Raw genomic sequence first — 17,783 nt, forward strand, 5'->3', positions numbered from 1 at the left:
TTCCGCACCGGGGCGGCCGGTAACCGCCCCTGCGGAGACGCGGCCGGCCTCCCCGCGGCCGCGCAGACTCCCTCGGTGGTGTTCCGGGACGACCGCCACCGAGGGCACGGCACCACGGGCAGGCCAAGCCCCTGCCCGTCCGACGAGAACCTGCACATCCCCTTGTCCCCAAGGCGGTCGACCGTGCGCGGGCACGGCGGGGTCCCTCCCGGGCCCGGCCGCGCCCCGGCGCCGAGATGGAGTTACCCCATGGCTCGTCCAGCAGGACCCTTTTCGCACGTCAAGCTCAGAACCCCCGCCCGCCGCGGCGGAGTCCTGCGCACCCTCGCCCTGCCCGCGGTGACCGCGGGCGCCCTCGCGGCCGCGCTCCTCGTACCCGCCTCGGCGTCCGCCGCGGCCCACACGGGCGTCCCGGCCCAGGGCTCCGCGCAGACCGTCGCGTCCCACGGGTCCGGCGACTCCTCGGTGCTCGCGGCCAAGCCCTACATGGGCTGGAGCAGTTGGAGCCTGGAGTCCACCAACTTCCCCGGCTACGGTGGGGAGAACTGGCTCACCGAGGCCCATGTGCTGCAGCAGGCCGACATCGTGGCCTCGAAGCTGAAGTCCCACGGCTACGACTACGTCAACGTGGACGCCGGCTGGAACGTCGACAACGGCCACAACGTCTCCGACGCCTACGCCCGGCCGACCGCGGACCTGAAGAAGTTCCCGCACGGCATGAAGTACCTCGGCGACCAACTCCACGCCAAGGGGCTGAAGTTCGGCGTCTACCTGGCCGTCGGCCTGTACCAGGACTACTACAACGACGGTAAGACGCCGATCTACGGCGCGCCCGGCTGCACCACCAAGGACATCGTCTACCCCGACCTGCGCAAGACCAGCGGCTGGGACGACGTCTCCTACCAGCTGAACTTCGCCAACCCCTGCACAGCGAAGTACATCCAGTCCGAGGCCGACGAACTCGCCTCCTGGGGTGTGGACTTCCTCAAGATCGACGGTGTCGGCCCCGGCTCCAACCAGGGCGACGCGGCACACGACAACACCGCCGACATCAAGGCGTGGCACACCGCCCTGCAGGCCACCGGCCGGCCGATCCAGCTGACGCTGTCCTGGTCGCTCAGCCACGCCCAGGCCGCCACCTGGAAGGCCAACTCCAACGGATGGCGGGTGGACACCGACGTCGAGTGCTACTGCAACACGCTGGTCACCTGGAACAACTCCGTCAAGCAGCGGTGGAACGACGTCGTGCAGTGGATCGGCGACGCAGGCCCCGGCCACTGGAACAACCTCGACTCCCTCGACGTCGGCGTCGGCCCCATGGACGGCCTGACCGACGTGGAGCGGCAGAGCTACGCCACCTTCTGGGCGATCGAGTCCGCCCCGCTGTTCTCCGGTGACGACCTGACCCACCTGGACCCCTACGGCCTGTCGCTGCTCACCAACGACGAGGTCATCGGCGTGGACCAGGCCGGCAACCCTGCCCGCCCGGTCAGCCAGGCCACCGACCAGCAGACCTGGTACGCCCGCAACGCCGACGGCAGCTACACCGTCGCCCTGTTCAACCTCGGCGCCGGCTACAGCGACGTCACCGCCGACCTGTCCGACCTGGGCATCTCCGGCAAGGTCGCGGTGCGCGACCTGTGGAGCCACAAGAACCTCGGCAGCGCCTCCGGGCACATCACCGAGAACCTCGCCCCGCACGGTTCGCGGCTGTTCACCCTCACCCCGCAGAAGACCGGCAACGGCCCGGGCACCCCGCTGGACGTCCACGCCACCGCCGACACCGCCGGCAGCGTCTCGCTGGCCTGGCTGCCGGTGAACTCCGGCTCGGCCACCACCGGTTACACCGTCTACGCCGGCGGCAAGGCCGTCGCCACCACCACCGGCACCACCGCCACCGTCAACGGGCTGCAGGCCGGCACCGGCTACACCTTCACGGTCGTCGCCAAGGACGCCAAGGGCCGTACCTCCCAGCCCGGCAAGGCCGTGTCGGTCACCACCCCGGCGGCCGGCGGACCGGCCGGCTACGAGGCCGAGGCGTCCGGCAACACCCTCACCGGCAGCGCGAGCGTCGGCGACTGCTCCGGCTGCTCGGGCGGCAAGAAGGTCGGCAACCTCGGCGGCGGGGGCAACAGCCTGACGTTCAACGGCGTCAAGGCCCCGGCCGACGGCACCTACCTGCTCACGATCGACTACGTCGACGGCTCCTCGGGCCGCACCGCCGTCGTCACCGTCGACGGCAGCTCGTTCCAGCTGCCGCTGCCGGGCAGCAACGACAACAACTGGGGCGCCGCGCAGTCCATCACGGTGCCCGTCCAGCTGAAGGCCGGCAGCAACACGATCGGCTTCGGCAACCCGAACGACTACGCGTCGGACATCGACAAGATCACCGTCTGACCCACCCGCACCACCCGATCCGGTCCCCTGCGACCGCAGGAGAGTGCCGTGGCGGTCACCCCGCGGGACGCCCATCCGACGCCGGCCGTGCCGTCGCCGGGGGGCGCCGGCACGGTGGCCGCCACGGCCGCCCCGGCGGCCGCCGCCGGAACACCGAGCGCGCCGCCGCGACCACGACGACGTCTTCCGGCGCTGCCCGCCGGCGACCGCCTGCTTGATTCTGCTTCGTTGTCCTCGCGGTGGTGCCGGGCACCCTGGTCCCGCTGGTCACGGCGGTGGTGCCGCACCGGGTGAGGCGCTCCTCGGCGCTGCGCGTACGTCGGGCCGTCGGGAAGGGTGACAGGGTCTTCGCCCGGATGCGGAGCAGGAGCGAGGACCTGCTCGGGAAGGGCTGATCCGACCACCGCATCCGGTGGCCCGGCCGAGCGCGGCCGGGCCACCGCCCGGTCCGGCCGCGGGCCTGCCCGCCCGGACACTCGAAAGGACTCCGCATGCCCTCCACCCCCGCGCGGACCACGGTCCTGCGTGCGGCCGGCACCTGCCTCGCCGTCGAACTCGCAGAGCCGGTGCCCAGAGTCCTGCACTGGGGCGCGGACCTCGGCGACCTCACCGGCGCCGACCTCGCCGCGCTCGCCCTGACCGCCGAGCCCGCGGTCCTCAACAACTCCGTCGACATCCCCCGCCGCTTCACCCTGTGGCCCACCGAGGCCGACGGCTGGTCCGGCACCCCCGCCCACGCCGGCCACCTCGACGGCACCGCGGCCGCCCCCCGGCTGCGCCTGAGCGGCGCCGACCACCGCGAGGACCCCGACGGCGGCGGCGAGCTGACCGTACGGCTGGCCGACGACGGCAACGGCCTCGACGTCGCCCTCACCTACCGCCTCGCGCCCTCCGGCGTCCTCGCCGTCCAGGCCGAACTCACCCGCCGTGAGGGCGCCGGCGCCGCCCCCTACGACCTCGCGCAGGCGCTCACCCTGCTGCCGCTGCCCCGCCGCGCCACCGAACTGCTGGACTTCACCGGCAAGTGGAGCCGTGAACGCAGCCCGCAGTCGCGCCCGTTCACCCACGGCACGCACGCGCGCGACGTGCGCCGCGGCAAGCCCGGCGTCGACTCGCCCTACCTGCTGGTCGCCGGCGAGGCCGGCTTCGGCTTCGCCCGCGGCGAGGTGTGGGCCGTACACGTCGCCTGGAGCGGCGACCAGCGCTACCTGGCCGAGCAACTGCCGGAGGGCGCGGGCGTGCACGCGGGCGTGCTCGGCGGCGGCGAGCTGCTGCGGCCCGGCGAGATCCGCCTCGCGCCAGGGGAGTCCTACACCACCCCGGTCAGCCACTTCGCCTGGTCCGACGCCGGCCTCGACGGGCTCGCCGGCCGCTTCCACGCCCTGCTGCGCGCCCGCCCGGACCACCCGCGGACCCCGCGCCCGCTGGTCCTCAACAGCTGGGAGGCGGTGTACTTCGACCACGACCAGGAGCGGCTGATGCGGCTGGCCGAGCGCGCCGCCGAGGTCGGCGTCGAGCGGTTCGTCCTGGACGACGGCTGGTTCACCGGCCGCCGCTCCGACGCCGCCGGCCTCGGCGACTGGAGCGTGGACCCGGCCGTGTGGCCGCAGGGCCTCGGCCCGCTCGCCGACCACGTACGGGCGCTCGGCATGGACTTCGGGCTCTGGGTGGAGCCGGAGATGGTCAACCTCGACTCCGGACTCGCCCGCGCCCACCCCGACTGGGTGCTCGGCCCCGCCACCGGCCTCGGCCCCTCCGCCCGCAGCCAGTACGCGCTGGACCTCGCCCACCCGGACGCCCACGCCTACGTGGCCGCAGCGCTGGACGCCCTGGTCACCGAGTACGGCATCGCCTTCCTGAAGTGGGACCACAACCGCGAGGTGCACGAGGCCGTGCACGCCCCGGGCGACCGTCCGGCCGGGCACGTCCAGGTCGAGGCGCTCTACCGGCTGCTGGACGGCCTGCGGGCACGCCACCCCGGCCTGGAGGTGGAGAGCTGCGCCAGCGGCGGCGGCCGGATCGACCTCGGCATCCTCGCCCGCACCGACCGGGTCTGGCCCTCGGACTGCAACGACCCCGTCGAGCGGCAGGCCGTGCAGCGCTGGACCGGCCAGCTGCTGCCGCCCGAACTCGTCGGCACCCATGTCGGCGCCGCGGCCAGCCACACCACCGCCCGCGTCACCGCCGACTCCTTCCGGCTGGCCACCGCGCTGTTCGGCCACGCCGGCATCGAGCAGGACCTCACCGCCTGCCCGCCGGAGGAGATCGCGCGGCTGACCGCCTGGAGCGCCCTCTACCGCGAGCTGCGGCCGCTGCTGCACTCCGGCCGGACCGTGCGCGCCGACCTGGAGGACCAGGCGCGGCTGCTGCACGGAGTGGTCGCAGCCGACGGCTCGGCCGCCCTCTACTGCTGGGCCCGCCTGACCACCTCGCCCGAGGGCCAGTCAGGACGGGTGCGGCTGCCGGGCCTTGACGGCGCCGGGCGCTACCGGCTGCGGGTGCGCACCGAGCTGGGGCTGCCCTCGCTGCACCAGACCGGCGGCCCGGCCTGGCTGGAGCGGGCCGTCTGGGGCTGGATCGACCTGCCGGGCGCGGTCCTGGCGACCGCGGGACTGCCGATGCCGACGCTCAACCCGCAGCAGGCGCTGCTGATCGAGGTGCGGGCGCACGGGTAGCGGGCGGGCAGGAGCGGCCTGAAGGCGCCAGGGCCGGACGGCCGTGCGGGTTGGTGCGGGCCCGAGGGGCGCGCGGGTGTCCGCGCGCCCCTCGGCAGCGTTCCAGCCGGGCGGGCGTCCACTGCCCGCCCGGCAGCCACCGACGGGGAAGCGGTCCGCCGGTGAGCATGAGTCGGCCGACGGGCGGCGGTACGGCCCCCTGAGCCGTGCCGCCGTCCCGCCCACCTGTGGGGCGTGCCCGGTGGAACCCCACGTGCGGTCCCTCCGGGCACGCCCGAAGCGGAGGCCCCCATCACCTTCCGCTGGCCAGTCGCGCCCATACGGTCTTGCCCGCCGACCCGGGCCCGGGCGATGCCTCGTGACCCCAGGTCTCGCTCAGCTCCGCGACGATCCGCAGGCCCCGGCCCGACTCGGCGAAGGGCTCCGGCTCGTGCATCGCGGGCAGCGCGGGGCTGGGATCGGCCACCGCGCACACCACAGCATGGTCCATCCGCAGCAGCGCCAGCCAGGCGGCCTCCCCGAAGGACCCGCGGGCGGGGGTGAGCGGGCCGCGCAGGGCGTGCGTCACGGCGTTCGCGACCAGTTCGGCGGTGACCACCGCGGCGTCGTCCACCAGGTCGGCCAGCTGCCAGCCGGTCAGGGTGGAGCGCAGGAAGCGGCGGGTGCCGGTGACGCTGTCCGGGCTGGCGTCGAACCGCAGCGCCGCGAAACCCCCCTCGGCGGCCTGCTCGACCGGTGCCGAGCGCAGGAAGGCGTCCAGCGGGCCGAAGTCCCGCTCGGCGGGCGGGACCCGGCGCCCCGCCGGGTAGGCGGCCCCGGCCTGCGACGACTGGGCGGTCAATCCTGTTCACCCCTCAGAGCGCGCTTGGCGCACGCACACATCGAGTCACGTGGGAACCGACAGTACCCCTCACGGCCGCCAAGTGTTGCAATTGCATTGGAAATTGCATCAGCACGTGTGCGAGGGGTACTCCTGTAACTATCGTGACCCGCGAGGCGCCGGCGGAGGGCCGGAGTCCGCAGATTCCACGAAGGAGTGAGGCGTGGTGCAGCAGTTCGACAACGGGATGCCGGCCGGCGCGATCGACGGGGTCCAGTGGATCAAGAGCGGCCGCAGCAACCAGAGCGGCAATTGCGTCGAGGTCGCGCAGCTCCCCAGCGGCGACATCGCGGTGCGCAACTCCCGCCACCCCGAGGGCCCGGCCCTGGTCTACACCCGCGCGGAGATCACCGCCTTCGTGGAGGGCGCCAAGGACGGCGACTTCGACGCCTTCACCGGCTGATCCTTTCCGGTACCGGCCCTTTTTCGGCCTGTGCCGGCCCGGCTCGGCCGGCCGTTCACGGGCCACCTGCCGAAGTCGTCCGATAAACAGCATCATCGAGCGGCCAAAGCGGGCTCCCGGGTGCAATACTGGCCCGTCCAGTATTTGTTGGGAGCCCGCATGCCCGCGTCGCCGCAGCTCGTCTCGCCCATACACCTGCTTGAGCGCCGACCCGACATGGGCGCGAAAGCCATGTCCCGGGTGCTCGGCAACTATCTGCGCGCCCTGCGCGAGAGCCGCGGCCTGGCCCCTGTGGAGGCCGGCCGGCACATCAGGGCGCACGCGTCCAAGATCAGCCGCATGGAGACCGCCCACGTCACGCTGAAGACCCGCGACGTGGAGGACCTCCTCACGCTCTACGGCGTGGACCCCAAGGAACGCGCCGAGATCATCCACATGGTCGAGCGCTCCGCCCGCCCCGACTGGTGGCAGCCCTACGGCGAGGTCGTCCCCGACTGGCTGCAGGGGCTGATCGGCCTGGAGCGCGACGCCCACGTGATCCGCACCTACGAGACCCAGTTCGTGCCCGGCCTGCTGCAGATCCCCGCCTACGCCGAGGCCGTCGTGCTCAGCGGCCACCGGCTCGCCCCACCGCGCGAGGTCGAGCAGCGCGTCGCCCTGCGCCGCGAGCGGCAGCGCCGGATGACCGAGCCCGGCGCGCCCGTGCTGTGGGCGCTCATCGACGAGGGCGTGCTGCACCGCCCGGTCGGCGGCCGTCAGGTGATGTACGACCAGCTCACCTACCTCATCGAGGTGTTGCGCCGGCCCGGCGTCCGGCTGCAGATCGCCTCCTACGAGGCGAGCGCCGCGGCCACGCCCGGCGCCGCCGTCACCTACCTGCGCTTCGCCCAGGGCTTCCTGCCCGACGTGGTGTACCTGGAGCACATGACCAGCGCGGTCTACCTCGACCGGCTGGAGGACCTGGACCGCTACCGCGCCGCCCTGGACGAGCTGAGCGCGCTGGCGGCGACCCCGGCCGAGAGCCGCGCGATGCTGGAGGACGCCCTCAAGCACTACCGGTAGCGCCCGCCGAGCCCACACGCGAGGGACGCCGCCCGAGACCGCTTGGTCTCGGGCGGCGCCCCTCGCGTGTGGGCTCGCGGATCAGACGATACGGCCCACGCCGCCGTACTCGATCCACTCGTAACTCGGCTGCTCCAGGCGCAGTTCGTTGTCCGCGCGCCAGGTGGAGACCTCGACCAGGCCCGGCTCGATGATCTCGGTGCCCGCCAGGAACTCCTTCAGCCGGCTCGGCTCGCGCACCTCGCCCCAGGTGTCGCCGGTGGACTCGGCCATGAACTCGGTGACCCCGCGCCGGACATCGGCGTCCTCGCTGACCAGCTGGCACACCACCAGGAAGCTGCCGGCGGGCAGCTTGTCGCGCACCCGCCGGACCACGCCGGCCGGGTCGTCCTTGTCCTTGATGCAGTGCAGCACCGACACGAAGAGCGCGGCCACCGGCTCGTTCAGGTCGATCAGCCGCCGCACCTCGGGGCTGGACCAGATGCTCTCGGTGTCGCGGAAGTCGGCCTGCAGGACCGCGGTGTTCTCGTTCTGCTCCAGCAGCGCCCGCCCGTGGGCCAGGACTATGGGGTCGTTGTCGGTGTAGACGACCCGGGCGTCGGGGTGGATGCGCTGGGCGATCTCGTGCACGTTGTCCTGGGTGGGCAGGCCCGAGCCGTGGTCGACGAACTGCCGGATGCCGTAGTCCTCGGCGAGCACCCGCACCACCCGGCGCAGGAACTGGCGGTTGTTCAGCGCCAGCACCTTCATGCTCGGCACCTGTTCGAGAAGTGCCTCGGTGGCGCCCCGGTCGGCCGGGTAGTTGTCCTTCCCGTCCAGGAGGTAGTCGTACATGCGGGCCACGCTCGGCACCGTCACGTCGATCTTGTCGGACAGCGATGCGTCCCCGTTGCTCATAGGGCCCCTCTAGACATCTCGGAACTGTGCGTAGTGCTGCAATTGCGAAGCGCCCCTCATCCTAGGGAGCCGCGACCGCCCGGTACAGAGGAGTGCACAGGTCGTTACGCTGCGCACGTGGAGTTGCCGGCCCCGGCGATGGAACGCGGCAGGGAGAGGGCCAACTCTACGCCGTCCGGGGCGGTATGAACTCCCGTCAGCCGCACCCCCGAGGGCAGCTGGGGGATCGCCACGGTGCGCGGGGCGAGCTTGCCGGCGAGCCGGGAGGTGGTCGGATTCGCCGCGAGGTGGGCCACGGGGAAGTCCTCGCCGAGCACCGAGACGTCGGTGGGGGTGACGGTGAGCCGGTCGCCGGCGGCGGTGAGGCCGGTGTGCACCGTGACGGGCAGCGGGACGCCGGAGATCGTGCCGGTGAGCAGCAGCCCGCCGTGCCCGTCGGACTGCGGCCGCAGCCCCGCCATGCCGTCGCCGATCCGGTTGCCGAGCGCGGCGTAGCTGAGGGTGGCCGTGGCGGTGCCGCCGCTGGTCCGGCCCTTGGTCGTCACGTGGTACAGGTCGGCGGCGACCGACAAGTCCATCCCCTGGCGGCGGACGTCCTCGGCCTCGATGTGCACCGAGCCGACCTCGCCGGTCAGCAGCCGCAGCCCCGCAAGCGAACCGTCCAGGCGCGCCGACACCCGCCCGGCCGGCCGCAGTTTGCAGGCGGCCGCCCGGACGATCCGCTCGCGCGCGGTGTGCTCCAGGGCGACGTCGGCGAGCAGCGCGAGCACGCACGCACCCGCGAGGGCGCTCGCGGTGACGACCAGCGGCTTGCGCCGCAGCGGCGGGAACCGGCGTATCGGGCGGTTGGGCACATCGGACACGCCGACAGCCTAACCATGCGCACGGGCCCCGCCCCCTTTCCGGCGGTGGGACGGGGCCGCAGGCGGGACAGCCCGGGGGAGCCCCGGCGATCGTGAGGGGGCGCCGCCCCCACGGCAGCGCCCCCTCACCCCCATGGGCCACGCGGTCAACCCACCGGGCACCGCACCCCGTCGGCGGGCGCGGCGGCCGCGCTCCGGGTGGTGCGGCCGGTGCGGGCCGCCGCGTGGTCGCTCACACCGCCCCCTGGGAGGGGGACGGTTCGCTCCGGACCACCGTGCGGCCCGGCCTGCTGTCCGCGAGCACCCCGTCCCGCGGGAGGTCCGCCGCGAACGGGCCGGTGGCCCGCACATGGTCGCCGTGGACGACGACGCCGGGCGCCGCTCCCGGGCCGGCCGGCCAGGCCCGCACGTGGTCCAGCAGTACGTTGTCGCTGTTGACCACCAGGCCGGGCCCGGCGGCGCCGACGCGGAAGAACACGTCGTGCAGGGACGCCGGTTCGCGCGGGTCGGTCCGCCCACCTCGCCGGGCGCCGACCTCCAGCAGCACCGGCGGCTCGGCGGACCCCGCGTCGAAGAGCAGCCCGGCGATGCGCACCCCGCGGGCGTCGGCCACCGTCATCGGCGCCGCGCCCTGGAGCGGCGTGAGCACCGTATGACCCAGGCCGAGCACCACCGTGCCCGCCCACTTGACCCTGATGGTGCCGGCGAGCCGGTGGACGCCCGGGGTGAGCAGCAGGTGACGCCCTTGGGAGAGCGCCTTGTTGAGGGCGCGGACCGAGTCGCCCGGGCGGGCCACGAAGAAGCGGTCGAGCGGCACCGAGGAGCCGTGCGGCCGCCCGCCGCCCCCCGTGGGTCCGGCGCCCGCGTGCCGCAGGGCGGGCAGGAACACCCGGTAGCCGCCGGCCTCGTCCAAGTACAGGAACGGCTTCTCGCGGCTGGGTGGCCCGCCGGCCGGGGCGGCGGCCGGCGGGCCGTCCGGGCGGTGGCCGGGGCCGGCGGGCGAGGAGTGGGTCCCGCGCAGGTGCACCCGGCGCGCGGGTACGGCCGCTCCCGGGCGGACGCCCCCGACCTCCGCGCATGTCAGGTTCTCCGCCGGCCACCAGGAATCGTCGGGCGCGCTGTCCTCGCCCGCCCACCGTACGGCGCCGGTGACGGTCACATCGTCCGGGTGCGGGCCGAGGCCGTACACCGAGGTGCAGGAGCCGACCCGGAGATCCGTGTCGTAGCCGCCGGGCCGCAGGAGCACGGTGTACGGGTTGCCGGACCGCTCGGCCGCGGCCAGGGCCGCCGCGATGTCCACGGCGGGGCCGCCGGGGCCGAACACCCGCACGTTCGGGCCGAAGTCGGGCTCGGCGCGCGGCTGTTGGCGGACGGGGGAGTGCGCGGCGGATGCGGCCGGTACGGCGGTGGCCAGGGCGGCCGCGAGCGGCGGGCGGGTGAGCAGGCCGCCTGCGGCGCGGTGCTCGGCAACTCCCGTGTCTGCGGCTCTGCTCGACGCCATGGCGTACGCCCCCACCTCTGGACGGCCTCCCCTGCCGGGCGGCTCGCGGCGCACGCGGGCCGGGAGCGCTTCCCCTTTGAGAGCGCTCTCTTGAAGCCGTACGACGTACCCTGAGGCCCGCGTGCCCGCCGTGTCAACCCGTACAGAGAGCGCTCTCCGGTGTCGGTGGCGTGGCGGCGCGGGTGGTGCGGATGTGACGGGTGAGATCACGGTTCGGTGTCGGGCGGGTTGCGGCGAGGCGGCGGGCCGCTGCGCGGGGCCGGGCGGGGTGGGCGAGCGGTATGTCGCGCCGCCCTCGCCCGCGCCCGCGACCGGGCCGGGGCCCGGACCCCGCTGTCGGTCCGGGAGTGTCCGGCATCGGTCCGCTGCGCGGTGGGCGTGGGGTCGTTCGGCGGGGCGGTTCGGGGGCGCAGTTCGCGGTCTGGTGCGGGTACTTCCGTCGCTGGTGAGAACGGTTCGCGTGGCCGCGCGCCCGGAGAGTCGGCGGTGGCGTTTTGCGCGGGTGGGCCCTGAGGGCGTAGGTCCGTGATCCGGTGCTGATTCCGGGCTGTTCGGCGGTGGCGGGCTCGGCCGCGCAGTGGCCGTGGGGCCCTTCCGCGGGGCGTTCGTGCGAGTCGGCCCGAGCGGGCCCGCCCCGGCGGCCGGGAGCGGGGGCCGATACCTGCCGGTGCTCGGTCCTGGCGCGGTCGCGGGGGTGTTCGGTTCGGTAGTCAGGGGGCTGGTTCGGTCCAGGAGAGTTCCTTCAGGTGCATGCGTGCGGCTGGGGCGCCGCCCGGGAGGGAGGCCCAGTACGGGTGGGCGCTGATGCGCACCGACAGCCGGACGAGCCGGCGTCGCAGCACGGTCGTGCGCGAGCCCGTGCCGGCGCTCGCGGCCAGTTCGCGGTAGGTGGCGTACCAGTCGCGCTGGGCCTGGACCAGGTCCTCGGGGAAGTCGTGCATGGCTGGATTCTGGCACATGTTCGAACGCCTGTGCGAGTAGGGTGAGGCGCGTGTCCGCCCGGGGGCGCGGCGCACCGGAACCCTGATGACGCACGCGGCGCAGCCGGGCCACCTCCGTACGATTGGCCCGGGTGCGGCGGCTGCCGGCCGTCTAGCGTGGCCGGTTCCCGACACTGTGAAACGGAGCCCGGCCGTGCCCGCCCTGCCTGCCCAGCCCTCCCCGCTCGACGCCGACCTCGCCGCCCTGCCCGGCCTGCTGGACGCCGCACGCGACCACGCGGCCGCCTTCCTCGCCGGGCTGGACGAGCGCGCGGTGGTGCCCGGCCGGGCGGCGCCCGAACCGCTCCCGCTGCCCCGCCACGGCTCGGGTGCGCGCGCGGCGCTGGCCGCCTTCACCGAGCGGTGGGCGCCCGGCATGTCGGCCGCCGCGGGCCCGCGCTACCTCGGCTTCGTCACCGGCGGCGTCACCCCGGCCGCCCTGGTCGGCGACTGGCTCACCGGTGCCTACGACCAGAACCCCAACAGCGCCCTCGACCCCGCGGGCCAGGACCTCGAACGCGAGACGGCCGGCTGGCTGCGCGAGATGTTCGGCCTCTCGGCGGCGCACGAGGGCGCCTTCGTCAGCGGCGCCACGATGTCCAACACGGTGGGCCTGGCCGTCGCCCGTGAGTGGCTGGGCGAACGGCTCGGGGTATGCCCCAGCGACGACGGCGCGCACGCGCTCGGCCCGGTGCGGGTGCTCTCCGGCAGCCCGCACTCCAGCGTCGGCAAGGCGCTGTCCATGCTGGGCCTGGGCCGCCGCAGCCTGGTCGCCGTGCCGACCCTGCCCGGCCGCGAGGCGGTGGACCCCGCCGCGCTGGAGGCAGCGCTGCGCGAGACGTCCGGGCCCTGCGTCGTGGTGGCCAACGCCGGCACGGTGAACACGGTGGACTTCGACGACCTGCGGGCGGTCGCCGCCCTGCGTGAGCGGTACGACTTCTGGCTCCACGTGGACGGCGCCTTCGGCGCCTTCGCGGCCCTCTCGCCCGAGCACGCCCACCTCGTGGCCGGCCTCGACCTCGCCGACTCGGTCTGCGTGGACCTGCACAAGTGGCTCAACGTGCCCTACGACAGCGCTGTGCAGTTCACCCGCCGCCGCGACCTGCAGGCCCGCGTCTTCCAGAACGCCGCCGCCTACCTCGGCCCGCTCGGCGACATCCCCGACCTGGTCCACCTCACGCCTGAGAACTCCCACCGGATGCGGGCCCTGGCCGCGTGGTTCGCCCTGCACGCCTACGGCTCCGAGGGGCACCGGGAGATCGTGGAGCGCTGCGTGGCCCGCGCGCGCGACCTCGGCCGGGCGGTCGAGGCGGCCCCGCGGCTGCGGCTGCTCGCCCCGGTCCGGCTGAACGTCGTCTGCCTCACCCTCGCCGAGGACCCCACCGCCCAACGGCTCGCCGCCCTGGCGGACAAGGCCGCGCCCGAGGTCTTCCTCACCCCGACCACACTGGACGGCACCCCGGCGCTGCGCGCTGCCTTCAGCAACTGGCGTACGACGGCGGAGGACACCCGGCGGGCCGCGGCCGCGCTGGAGGCGGCGGCCGCTGCGGTCTGAGGGCGGGTCGGCCCAGGATGCCCGGCTCGCCCCCTCGTTCGGGTCGTCGCGGACCTCCCGGCCGAGCCGGCGCGGCTGCTCGGACCCGGCAGGGGGCCTTCAGTGGCAGGCGGTCGGTGGCATTCCGTGCGGGCTCCCGCGCTCGCTGAGGTGCTTGAGGGCGCGGGCCGCCGGCGTGCCCGGCTCCGCGGTCATGAAGACGACCTGCTGGTCGTCCTCCGGGAGGGGGAGCACGTCGCAGTCCACCCGCAGCGGGCCGACTTCGGGGTGGGCCAGGGTCTTGCTGCGGTGGCCGGGCGCGCGGACCGGGTTGCTGTCCCAGATACGGGTGAACTCCTCGCTGCCCGTGCGGAGCTCGGCGAGCAGGCCGGCCAGCCGCGGGTCGCCGGGGTAGCGGTCGGCCGACGCGCGCAGCCGCGCCACCGCGTAGTGGGCGAACTCCTCGGGGCCGGAGCCGCTGCGCTGCCCACCCCGCAGGAAGCGGCGCCGGGCCAGGTTGGGCTCCGCGGCAAGGCCGCCCAGCAGCGCGTCGGCGAGCGGGTTCCAGGCCACGACGTCGTACGCGGCGTCGGTGACCACCGCGCCGGTCAGCGGCATCCGGTGCAGCAGGTCCACGACGTAGGGCCGGACCCGCCGGGCCGGCACCGCGGGCGGCGGCGGGGCCACCCCGGCCAGGCGGAAGAGGTGGGCCCGCTCGGGCGCCCCGAGGCGCAGCGCCACCGCGAGGCCGTCCAGCACCCGGGCGGAGGGGCGCGGTCCACGGGCCTGCTCCAGGCGCACGTAGTAGTCCACCGACACATGGGCCAGGGCGGCGACCTCCTCGCGGCGCAGCCCGGGCGTGCGCCGCCGCGTCCCGTCCCGCCCGGTCAGCCCGGCCGCCTCCGGCCGCAGCTCCTCGCGCCGCTCCCGCAGGAAGCGCGCCAGCTCCACGCGTGCCATCCCGCCACCTCCTCGGCCCGCCGGCCGTCCAGCCTGGTACAGGTTGTCCCTGGCCGCCCGTGCCCGCCGGCGGCATCGTCGACACCATGAACACTTCCACAGCACTGGTCACCGGTGCCAACAAGGGCATCGGCAAGGAGATCGCCCGGCAGCTCGCGGCCGCCGGTCTCACCGTCCTGGTCGGGGCGCGCGACGCCGAACGCGGCCGGCAGGCCGCCGAGGAGATCGGCTCCGGCGCGCGGCCGCTGGTCCTCGACGTCACCGACGAGGCCGCCATCGAGCAGGCCGCCGCCCAGGTCGGGCAGCTGGACATCCTCGTCAACAACGCCGGCGTGATGGTCGGCGACGGCACGCCGGGCGTGACGGCGGTCCACAGCTTCCGGCAGACCTACGAGACGAACGTCTTCGGCGTCGTCGCCGTCACCAACGCTTTCCTGCCCGCACTGCGCCGCTCGCCGGCCCCGCGGATCGTCAACGTCTCCTCCGGCACCGGGTCCCTCGCCTGGAGCATCGGCCCGGACGCGCGGTTCCCGCAGACCGGCGGCGCGGCCGCCTACCGCTCCTCGAAGACGGCGCTGAACGCGCTGACCGTCTTCTACGCCCTGGAGCTGGCCGGCGAGGGCTTCAAGGTCAACGCGCTCGCCCCCGGCCTGCGCCGTACCGGGCTCAACGCCCGCGCGGCCGCGAGCGACGGCGACCCGGCCGAGGGCGCGGCCGGCGCGGTCCGCCTCGCGCTGCTGCCCGACGACGGCCCGACCGGCGGATTCTTCTCCTGGGACGGCACGCCGATGCCGTGGTGAGGCGGTGAGCCCGTGGGCCGGTGACCGCTCGACGTACGGGCGGGCCGAGCGGTGACCGAGCGCGGGCCCGAGCGGGGCGGAGCCCTCACTCCTCGCCGGGCTCCGTCCCGCTGTCCGTCCCACCCTCCGCCCCACCGTCGGTCCGCCCGGGGCGGCGGTATGCGCGCAGGGCCGCCGGTGTGCCCAGGCTGCGGGACAGCGGGGGCTCCTCGGCGAGGACGGCGCCCGCCGTGATCGTGAAGGTCAGGGCCGCGCAGATCGCGATCAGCCAGGACAGCAGCGTGAAGATCGAGCCGAGCGGCCCGTAGGTGGCCAGGCTGCGGTTCAGCGCGGTCGGCATGTAGAGGTGCGCGGTCACCGACAGGGCGGTCATGGCCACCGCGGACAGCACGGCGCCGGGCAGCAGCGGCTGCCAGGGCAGCCGGCCGCCCAGCAGCAGGTGCTGCGTCCACCACCACACGCCCACGTCGCCGACGAACAGCAGCGGCACACCCAGCCAGGTGCCCGCGCCCAGGCCGGTACGCAACGGCCCCTGCAGGACGAGGATGGCGACCCAGGCCGCGATCCAGGCGAACCAGCGCCAGGCCACCAGCCGGGCCCCCGCCCGCGGCAGCCGCCAGGCCCGCTCGCAGACCCGCGCCATCGCCCGGCTGCTCGCGGTGGCCGACAGCAGCACCACGACCACGCCGATCGCCCCCGTGGTCTGCCGCACCGTCTCGGTGTCCGTGCCGCCGGCGGCGTACACCTGGCGCAGCTGGTCCTCAGAGGCGCCGTCGAGCCCGAACAGGTCGTGCGCGGAGTCGGCCAGATGGGTGCGCACGCTCTCGGGGGCGAAGGAGGCGGCCACGAAGACGAACGGCACCGCGGTCAGGAACAGCTGGGCGGCCAGCCGGGTGGCGGCGTCCAGCAGGTTCACCGACAGCAGCCGCGCGGTCAGCTCGGTGAGCACGGGGAAGCGCCGCTCAGCCAGGTGCCGCAGCGCGAGCGCCCGGTGGCGGCCGTCCGCCGCGGCGCCCCGCAGCCGCGCCCACAGCCCCCGCCCGCCCCGATCGGGCGGCACCGCCGTCGCCATGGGACCTCCGCCGCGAGGAAGACGGCCGGGTGCGGCACCCAGCGCACCGGCCCGCAAGGAATTATGCGGTGATTGTCTCCTGTGTGCCTTGTGTCCCGTCCGGGTATCAGGGGTCCGGCCGACCTCTGGCCGGAGCTTCACCCGAACGCCCCGGTCGGTGTGGCGTGCCGAAGGCGTACGCGGGGCCACCGCGGGCCGGGATCCGGGAGCAGCCCCGGCGGCAGCGGCGCGAGCGGCGCTCTAGTGCGCCCGGATATCACCCAAGCCGCATTCGGCACGACCGAGAGGAACAGGACCGCCATGTCCCAGAATCCCGTCCGCGTCGCCGTGATCGTCGGAAGTGCCCGCGCGGGGCGTTTCGGCCCGACCGTGGCCCGCTGGTTCGTCGGCCAGGCCCGCCAGTTCGCCAACCTCGACGTGGACGTCATCGACCTGGCCGAGGACGACCTGCACCTGGCGCTGGCGGCCGGCGACGACGGCAGGGTCGATCCGGTGAGCCGCCGGCTCGACGACGCCGACGCCTTCGTCGTCGTCACCCCCGAGTACAACCACAGCTTCCCGGCCCCGCTCAAGGCCCTCATCGACTGGCACCGGCCGCAGTGGCAGGCCAAGCCGGTGGGCTTCGTCTGCTACGGCGGCATCTCCCAGGGACTGCGCGCGGTGGAGCAACTGCGCCTGGTCTTCGCCGAGTTGCACGCCGTCTCCATCCGCGACACGGTCAGCTTCCAGAGCACGGCGGGCGTCTTCGACGCCGACGGCGAGCCCACCGACGACGGGTGCACGGTGGCGTCGAAGACGCTGCTCGACCAACTGGTCTGGTGGGCCGTCGCGTTGCGCGACGCCCGGGCCGCCCGCCCCTATGCGGCGTGACGCGCCTGGCCCGGCGGGTGGATGCGGGGAGCGGCCGGTGCCGGCCGCCTCCCGTACCCGCCGCCTGGGTTCGGCCATGTGCGGACGCCGCGGCGGACCGGGGCCCGGCGACGGACCGGCTTGGCACTCAGTTATCCTTAGTGCGATCTTCCGCCGGCCCGCAGGGGTTCGGCGGTCCGGGCCCGCCGGCCGGGCGTCGAGGCGCCGGCCGCAGAAGGAGCAGAGAATGGCGAAGCTGGGAATCATTGTGGCGAGCACCAGGCCGGGCCGGATCGGGCTGCCGGTGGCCCAGTGGTTCGAGGGGGAGGCGCGCACGCACGGCGGGTTCGCCGAGGTGGACCTGATCGACCTCGCCGAGGTGGCGCTGCCCTTCATGAACGAGCCCAGCCACCCGCGCCTGGGCCAGTACACCCACCAGCACACCAAGGACTGGAGCGCCCGCATCGCCGGCGTGGACGCCCTGGTGTTCGTGATGCCCGAGTACAACCACGGTTACAACGCCGAGCTGAAGAACGCCATCGACTACCTGCACAACGAGTGGCTCTACAAGCCGGTCGGCTTCGTCAGCTACGGCGGGGTGGCCGCAGGCACCCGCGCGCTCCAGATGGTCAAGCAGGTGGTCACCGCGGTGAAGATGACGCCCGTCGTCGAGGCGGTGAACATCCCCTTCGTCTTCGAGTTCCTCGACGAGGAGCAGCAGGTGCGGCCGAACGAGATCATGGTCTCCTCGGCCAAGGCGATGCTGGACGAGCTGGTCCGCGTCGAGGCGACGCTGCGCCCGCTGCGCCAGGCCTGAGGGAGGGGCGGCAGGCCGCCGACGGTCACGCGGGGAGCCGGGGGAGACCCGCAGGACCACCGGGAGGCAGTCAGGGACCATCGGAGGACGGGG

The 17,783-nt window shown here is 74.5% G+C and carries 15 protein-coding genes; 8 read left to right on the forward strand and 7 right to left on the reverse strand.

Translation table 11 applies throughout. The annotated features are described in order from the left end of the window. Nucleotides 1-249: 249 nt before the first annotated feature. Together BLR33_RS26075 and BLR33_RS26080 are read left to right on the forward strand one after the other, a co-directional pair. Nucleotides 250-2,397, forward strand: coding sequence for a fibronectin type III domain-containing protein (locus BLR33_RS26075; RefSeq protein ID WP_093787054.1), 2,148 nt, complete (start codon nt 250-252; stop codon nt 2,395-2,397). Nucleotides 2,398-2,888: 491 nt separating this feature from the next. Beyond that, nucleotides 2,889-5,072 (forward strand): alpha-galactosidase, encoded by a 2,184-nt coding sequence (locus BLR33_RS26080; RefSeq protein ID WP_093787055.1) that lies wholly within the window; start codon nt 2,889-2,891, stop codon nt 5,070-5,072. A 292-nt stretch (nt 5,073-5,364) separates the two neighbouring features. Here BLR33_RS26080 and BLR33_RS26085 read toward each other — a convergent pair whose 3' ends face one another. Continuing rightward, the gene (locus BLR33_RS26085; RefSeq protein ID WP_093787056.1) at nt 5,365-5,913 is read right to left on the reverse strand and encodes an ATP-binding protein; all 549 of its coding nucleotides are present in this window, start codon (nt 5,911-5,913) and stop codon (nt 5,365-5,367) included. Nucleotides 5,914-6,118: 205 nt separating this feature from the next. On the opposite strand from BLR33_RS26085, the gene BLR33_RS26090 reads away from it, so the two are divergent. Both BLR33_RS26090 and BLR33_RS26095 read left to right on the forward strand, forming a co-directional pair. Beyond that, complete coding sequence (locus BLR33_RS26090) at nt 6,119-6,355, forward strand: DUF397 domain-containing protein (RefSeq protein ID WP_176930501.1); 237 nt, start codon at nt 6,119-6,121, stop codon at nt 6,353-6,355. Between the two features lie 159 nt (nt 6,356-6,514). After that, a complete protein-coding gene (locus BLR33_RS26095; RefSeq protein WP_093787057.1) occupies nt 6,515-7,417 on the forward strand; it encodes a helix-turn-helix domain-containing protein in 903 nt (300 codons plus the stop codon). Between the two features lie 81 nt (nt 7,418-7,498). On the opposite strand, the gene BLR33_RS26100 is transcribed toward BLR33_RS26095, so the two are convergent. The 4 genes from BLR33_RS26100 to BLR33_RS26115 form a co-directional block, all read right to left on the reverse strand. Further along, nucleotides 7,499-8,314 carry an SAM-dependent methyltransferase gene (locus tag BLR33_RS26100; protein WP_093787058.1) on the reverse strand — a complete coding sequence of 272 codons (816 nt, stop codon included), beginning with the start codon at nt 8,312-8,314 and terminating at the stop codon, nt 7,499-7,501. Between the two features lie 104 nt (nt 8,315-8,418). Then, nucleotides 8,419-9,177 carry an LmeA family phospholipid-binding protein gene (locus BLR33_RS26105; protein WP_093787059.1) on the reverse strand — a complete coding sequence of 253 codons (759 nt, stop codon included), beginning with the start codon at nt 9,175-9,177 and terminating at the stop codon, nt 8,419-8,421. A 232-nt stretch (nt 9,178-9,409) separates the two neighbouring features. After that, entirely contained in the window at nt 9,410-10,678 is a 1,269-nt protein-coding gene (locus tag BLR33_RS26110) for a hypothetical protein (protein ID WP_093787060.1), read from the reverse strand. A 710-nt stretch (nt 10,679-11,388) separates the two neighbouring features. After that, entirely contained in the window at nt 11,389-11,619 is a 231-nt protein-coding gene (locus BLR33_RS26115) for a hypothetical protein (protein ID WP_093787061.1), read from the reverse strand. Between the two features lie 193 nt (nt 11,620-11,812). Between BLR33_RS26115 and BLR33_RS26120 the strand changes: the two genes are divergently transcribed. Beyond that, nucleotides 11,813-13,213: a pyridoxal phosphate-dependent decarboxylase family protein gene (locus BLR33_RS26120; protein ID WP_245771671.1), complete on the forward strand. Its 1,401-nt coding sequence runs from the start codon at nt 11,813-11,815 to the stop codon at nt 13,211-13,213. A gap of 99 nt (nt 13,214-13,312) precedes the next feature. Here BLR33_RS26120 and BLR33_RS26125 read toward each other — a convergent pair whose 3' ends face one another. Then, nucleotides 13,313-14,152: a helix-turn-helix transcriptional regulator gene (locus tag BLR33_RS26125; protein WP_093787063.1), complete on the reverse strand. Its 840-nt coding sequence runs from the start codon at nt 14,150-14,152 to the stop codon at nt 13,313-13,315. 86 nt (nt 14,153-14,238) lie between these two features. Here BLR33_RS26125 and BLR33_RS26130 point away from each other — a divergent pair, with 86 nt between their 5' ends. Beyond that, nucleotides 14,239-14,952, forward strand: coding sequence for an SDR family NAD(P)-dependent oxidoreductase (locus BLR33_RS26130; RefSeq protein WP_093787191.1), 714 nt, complete (start codon nt 14,239-14,241; stop codon nt 14,950-14,952). A gap of 85 nt (nt 14,953-15,037) precedes the next feature. Here the strand turns inward: BLR33_RS26130 and BLR33_RS26135 are convergent, their stop codons facing one another. Next, complete coding sequence (locus BLR33_RS26135; RefSeq protein WP_093787064.1) at nt 15,038-16,024, reverse strand: YhjD/YihY/BrkB family envelope integrity protein; 987 nt, start codon at nt 16,022-16,024, stop codon at nt 15,038-15,040. Nucleotides 16,025-16,324: 300 nt separating this feature from the next. On the opposite strand from BLR33_RS26135, the gene BLR33_RS26140 reads away from it, so the two are divergent. After that, entirely contained in the window at nt 16,325-16,894 is a 570-nt protein-coding gene (locus BLR33_RS26140) for an NADPH-dependent FMN reductase (RefSeq protein ID WP_093787065.1), read from the forward strand. A gap of 226 nt (nt 16,895-17,120) precedes the next feature. Continuing rightward, entirely contained in the window at nt 17,121-17,690 is a 570-nt protein-coding gene (locus BLR33_RS26145; RefSeq protein WP_093787066.1) for an NADPH-dependent FMN reductase, read from the forward strand. Nucleotides 17,691-17,783: the final 93 nt, after the last annotated feature.

The sequence above is a fragment of the Actinacidiphila guanduensis genome (assembly GCF_900103985.1).
GTDB classification, from domain to species: domain Bacteria; phylum Actinomycetota; class Actinomycetes; order Streptomycetales; family Streptomycetaceae; genus Actinacidiphila; species Actinacidiphila guanduensis.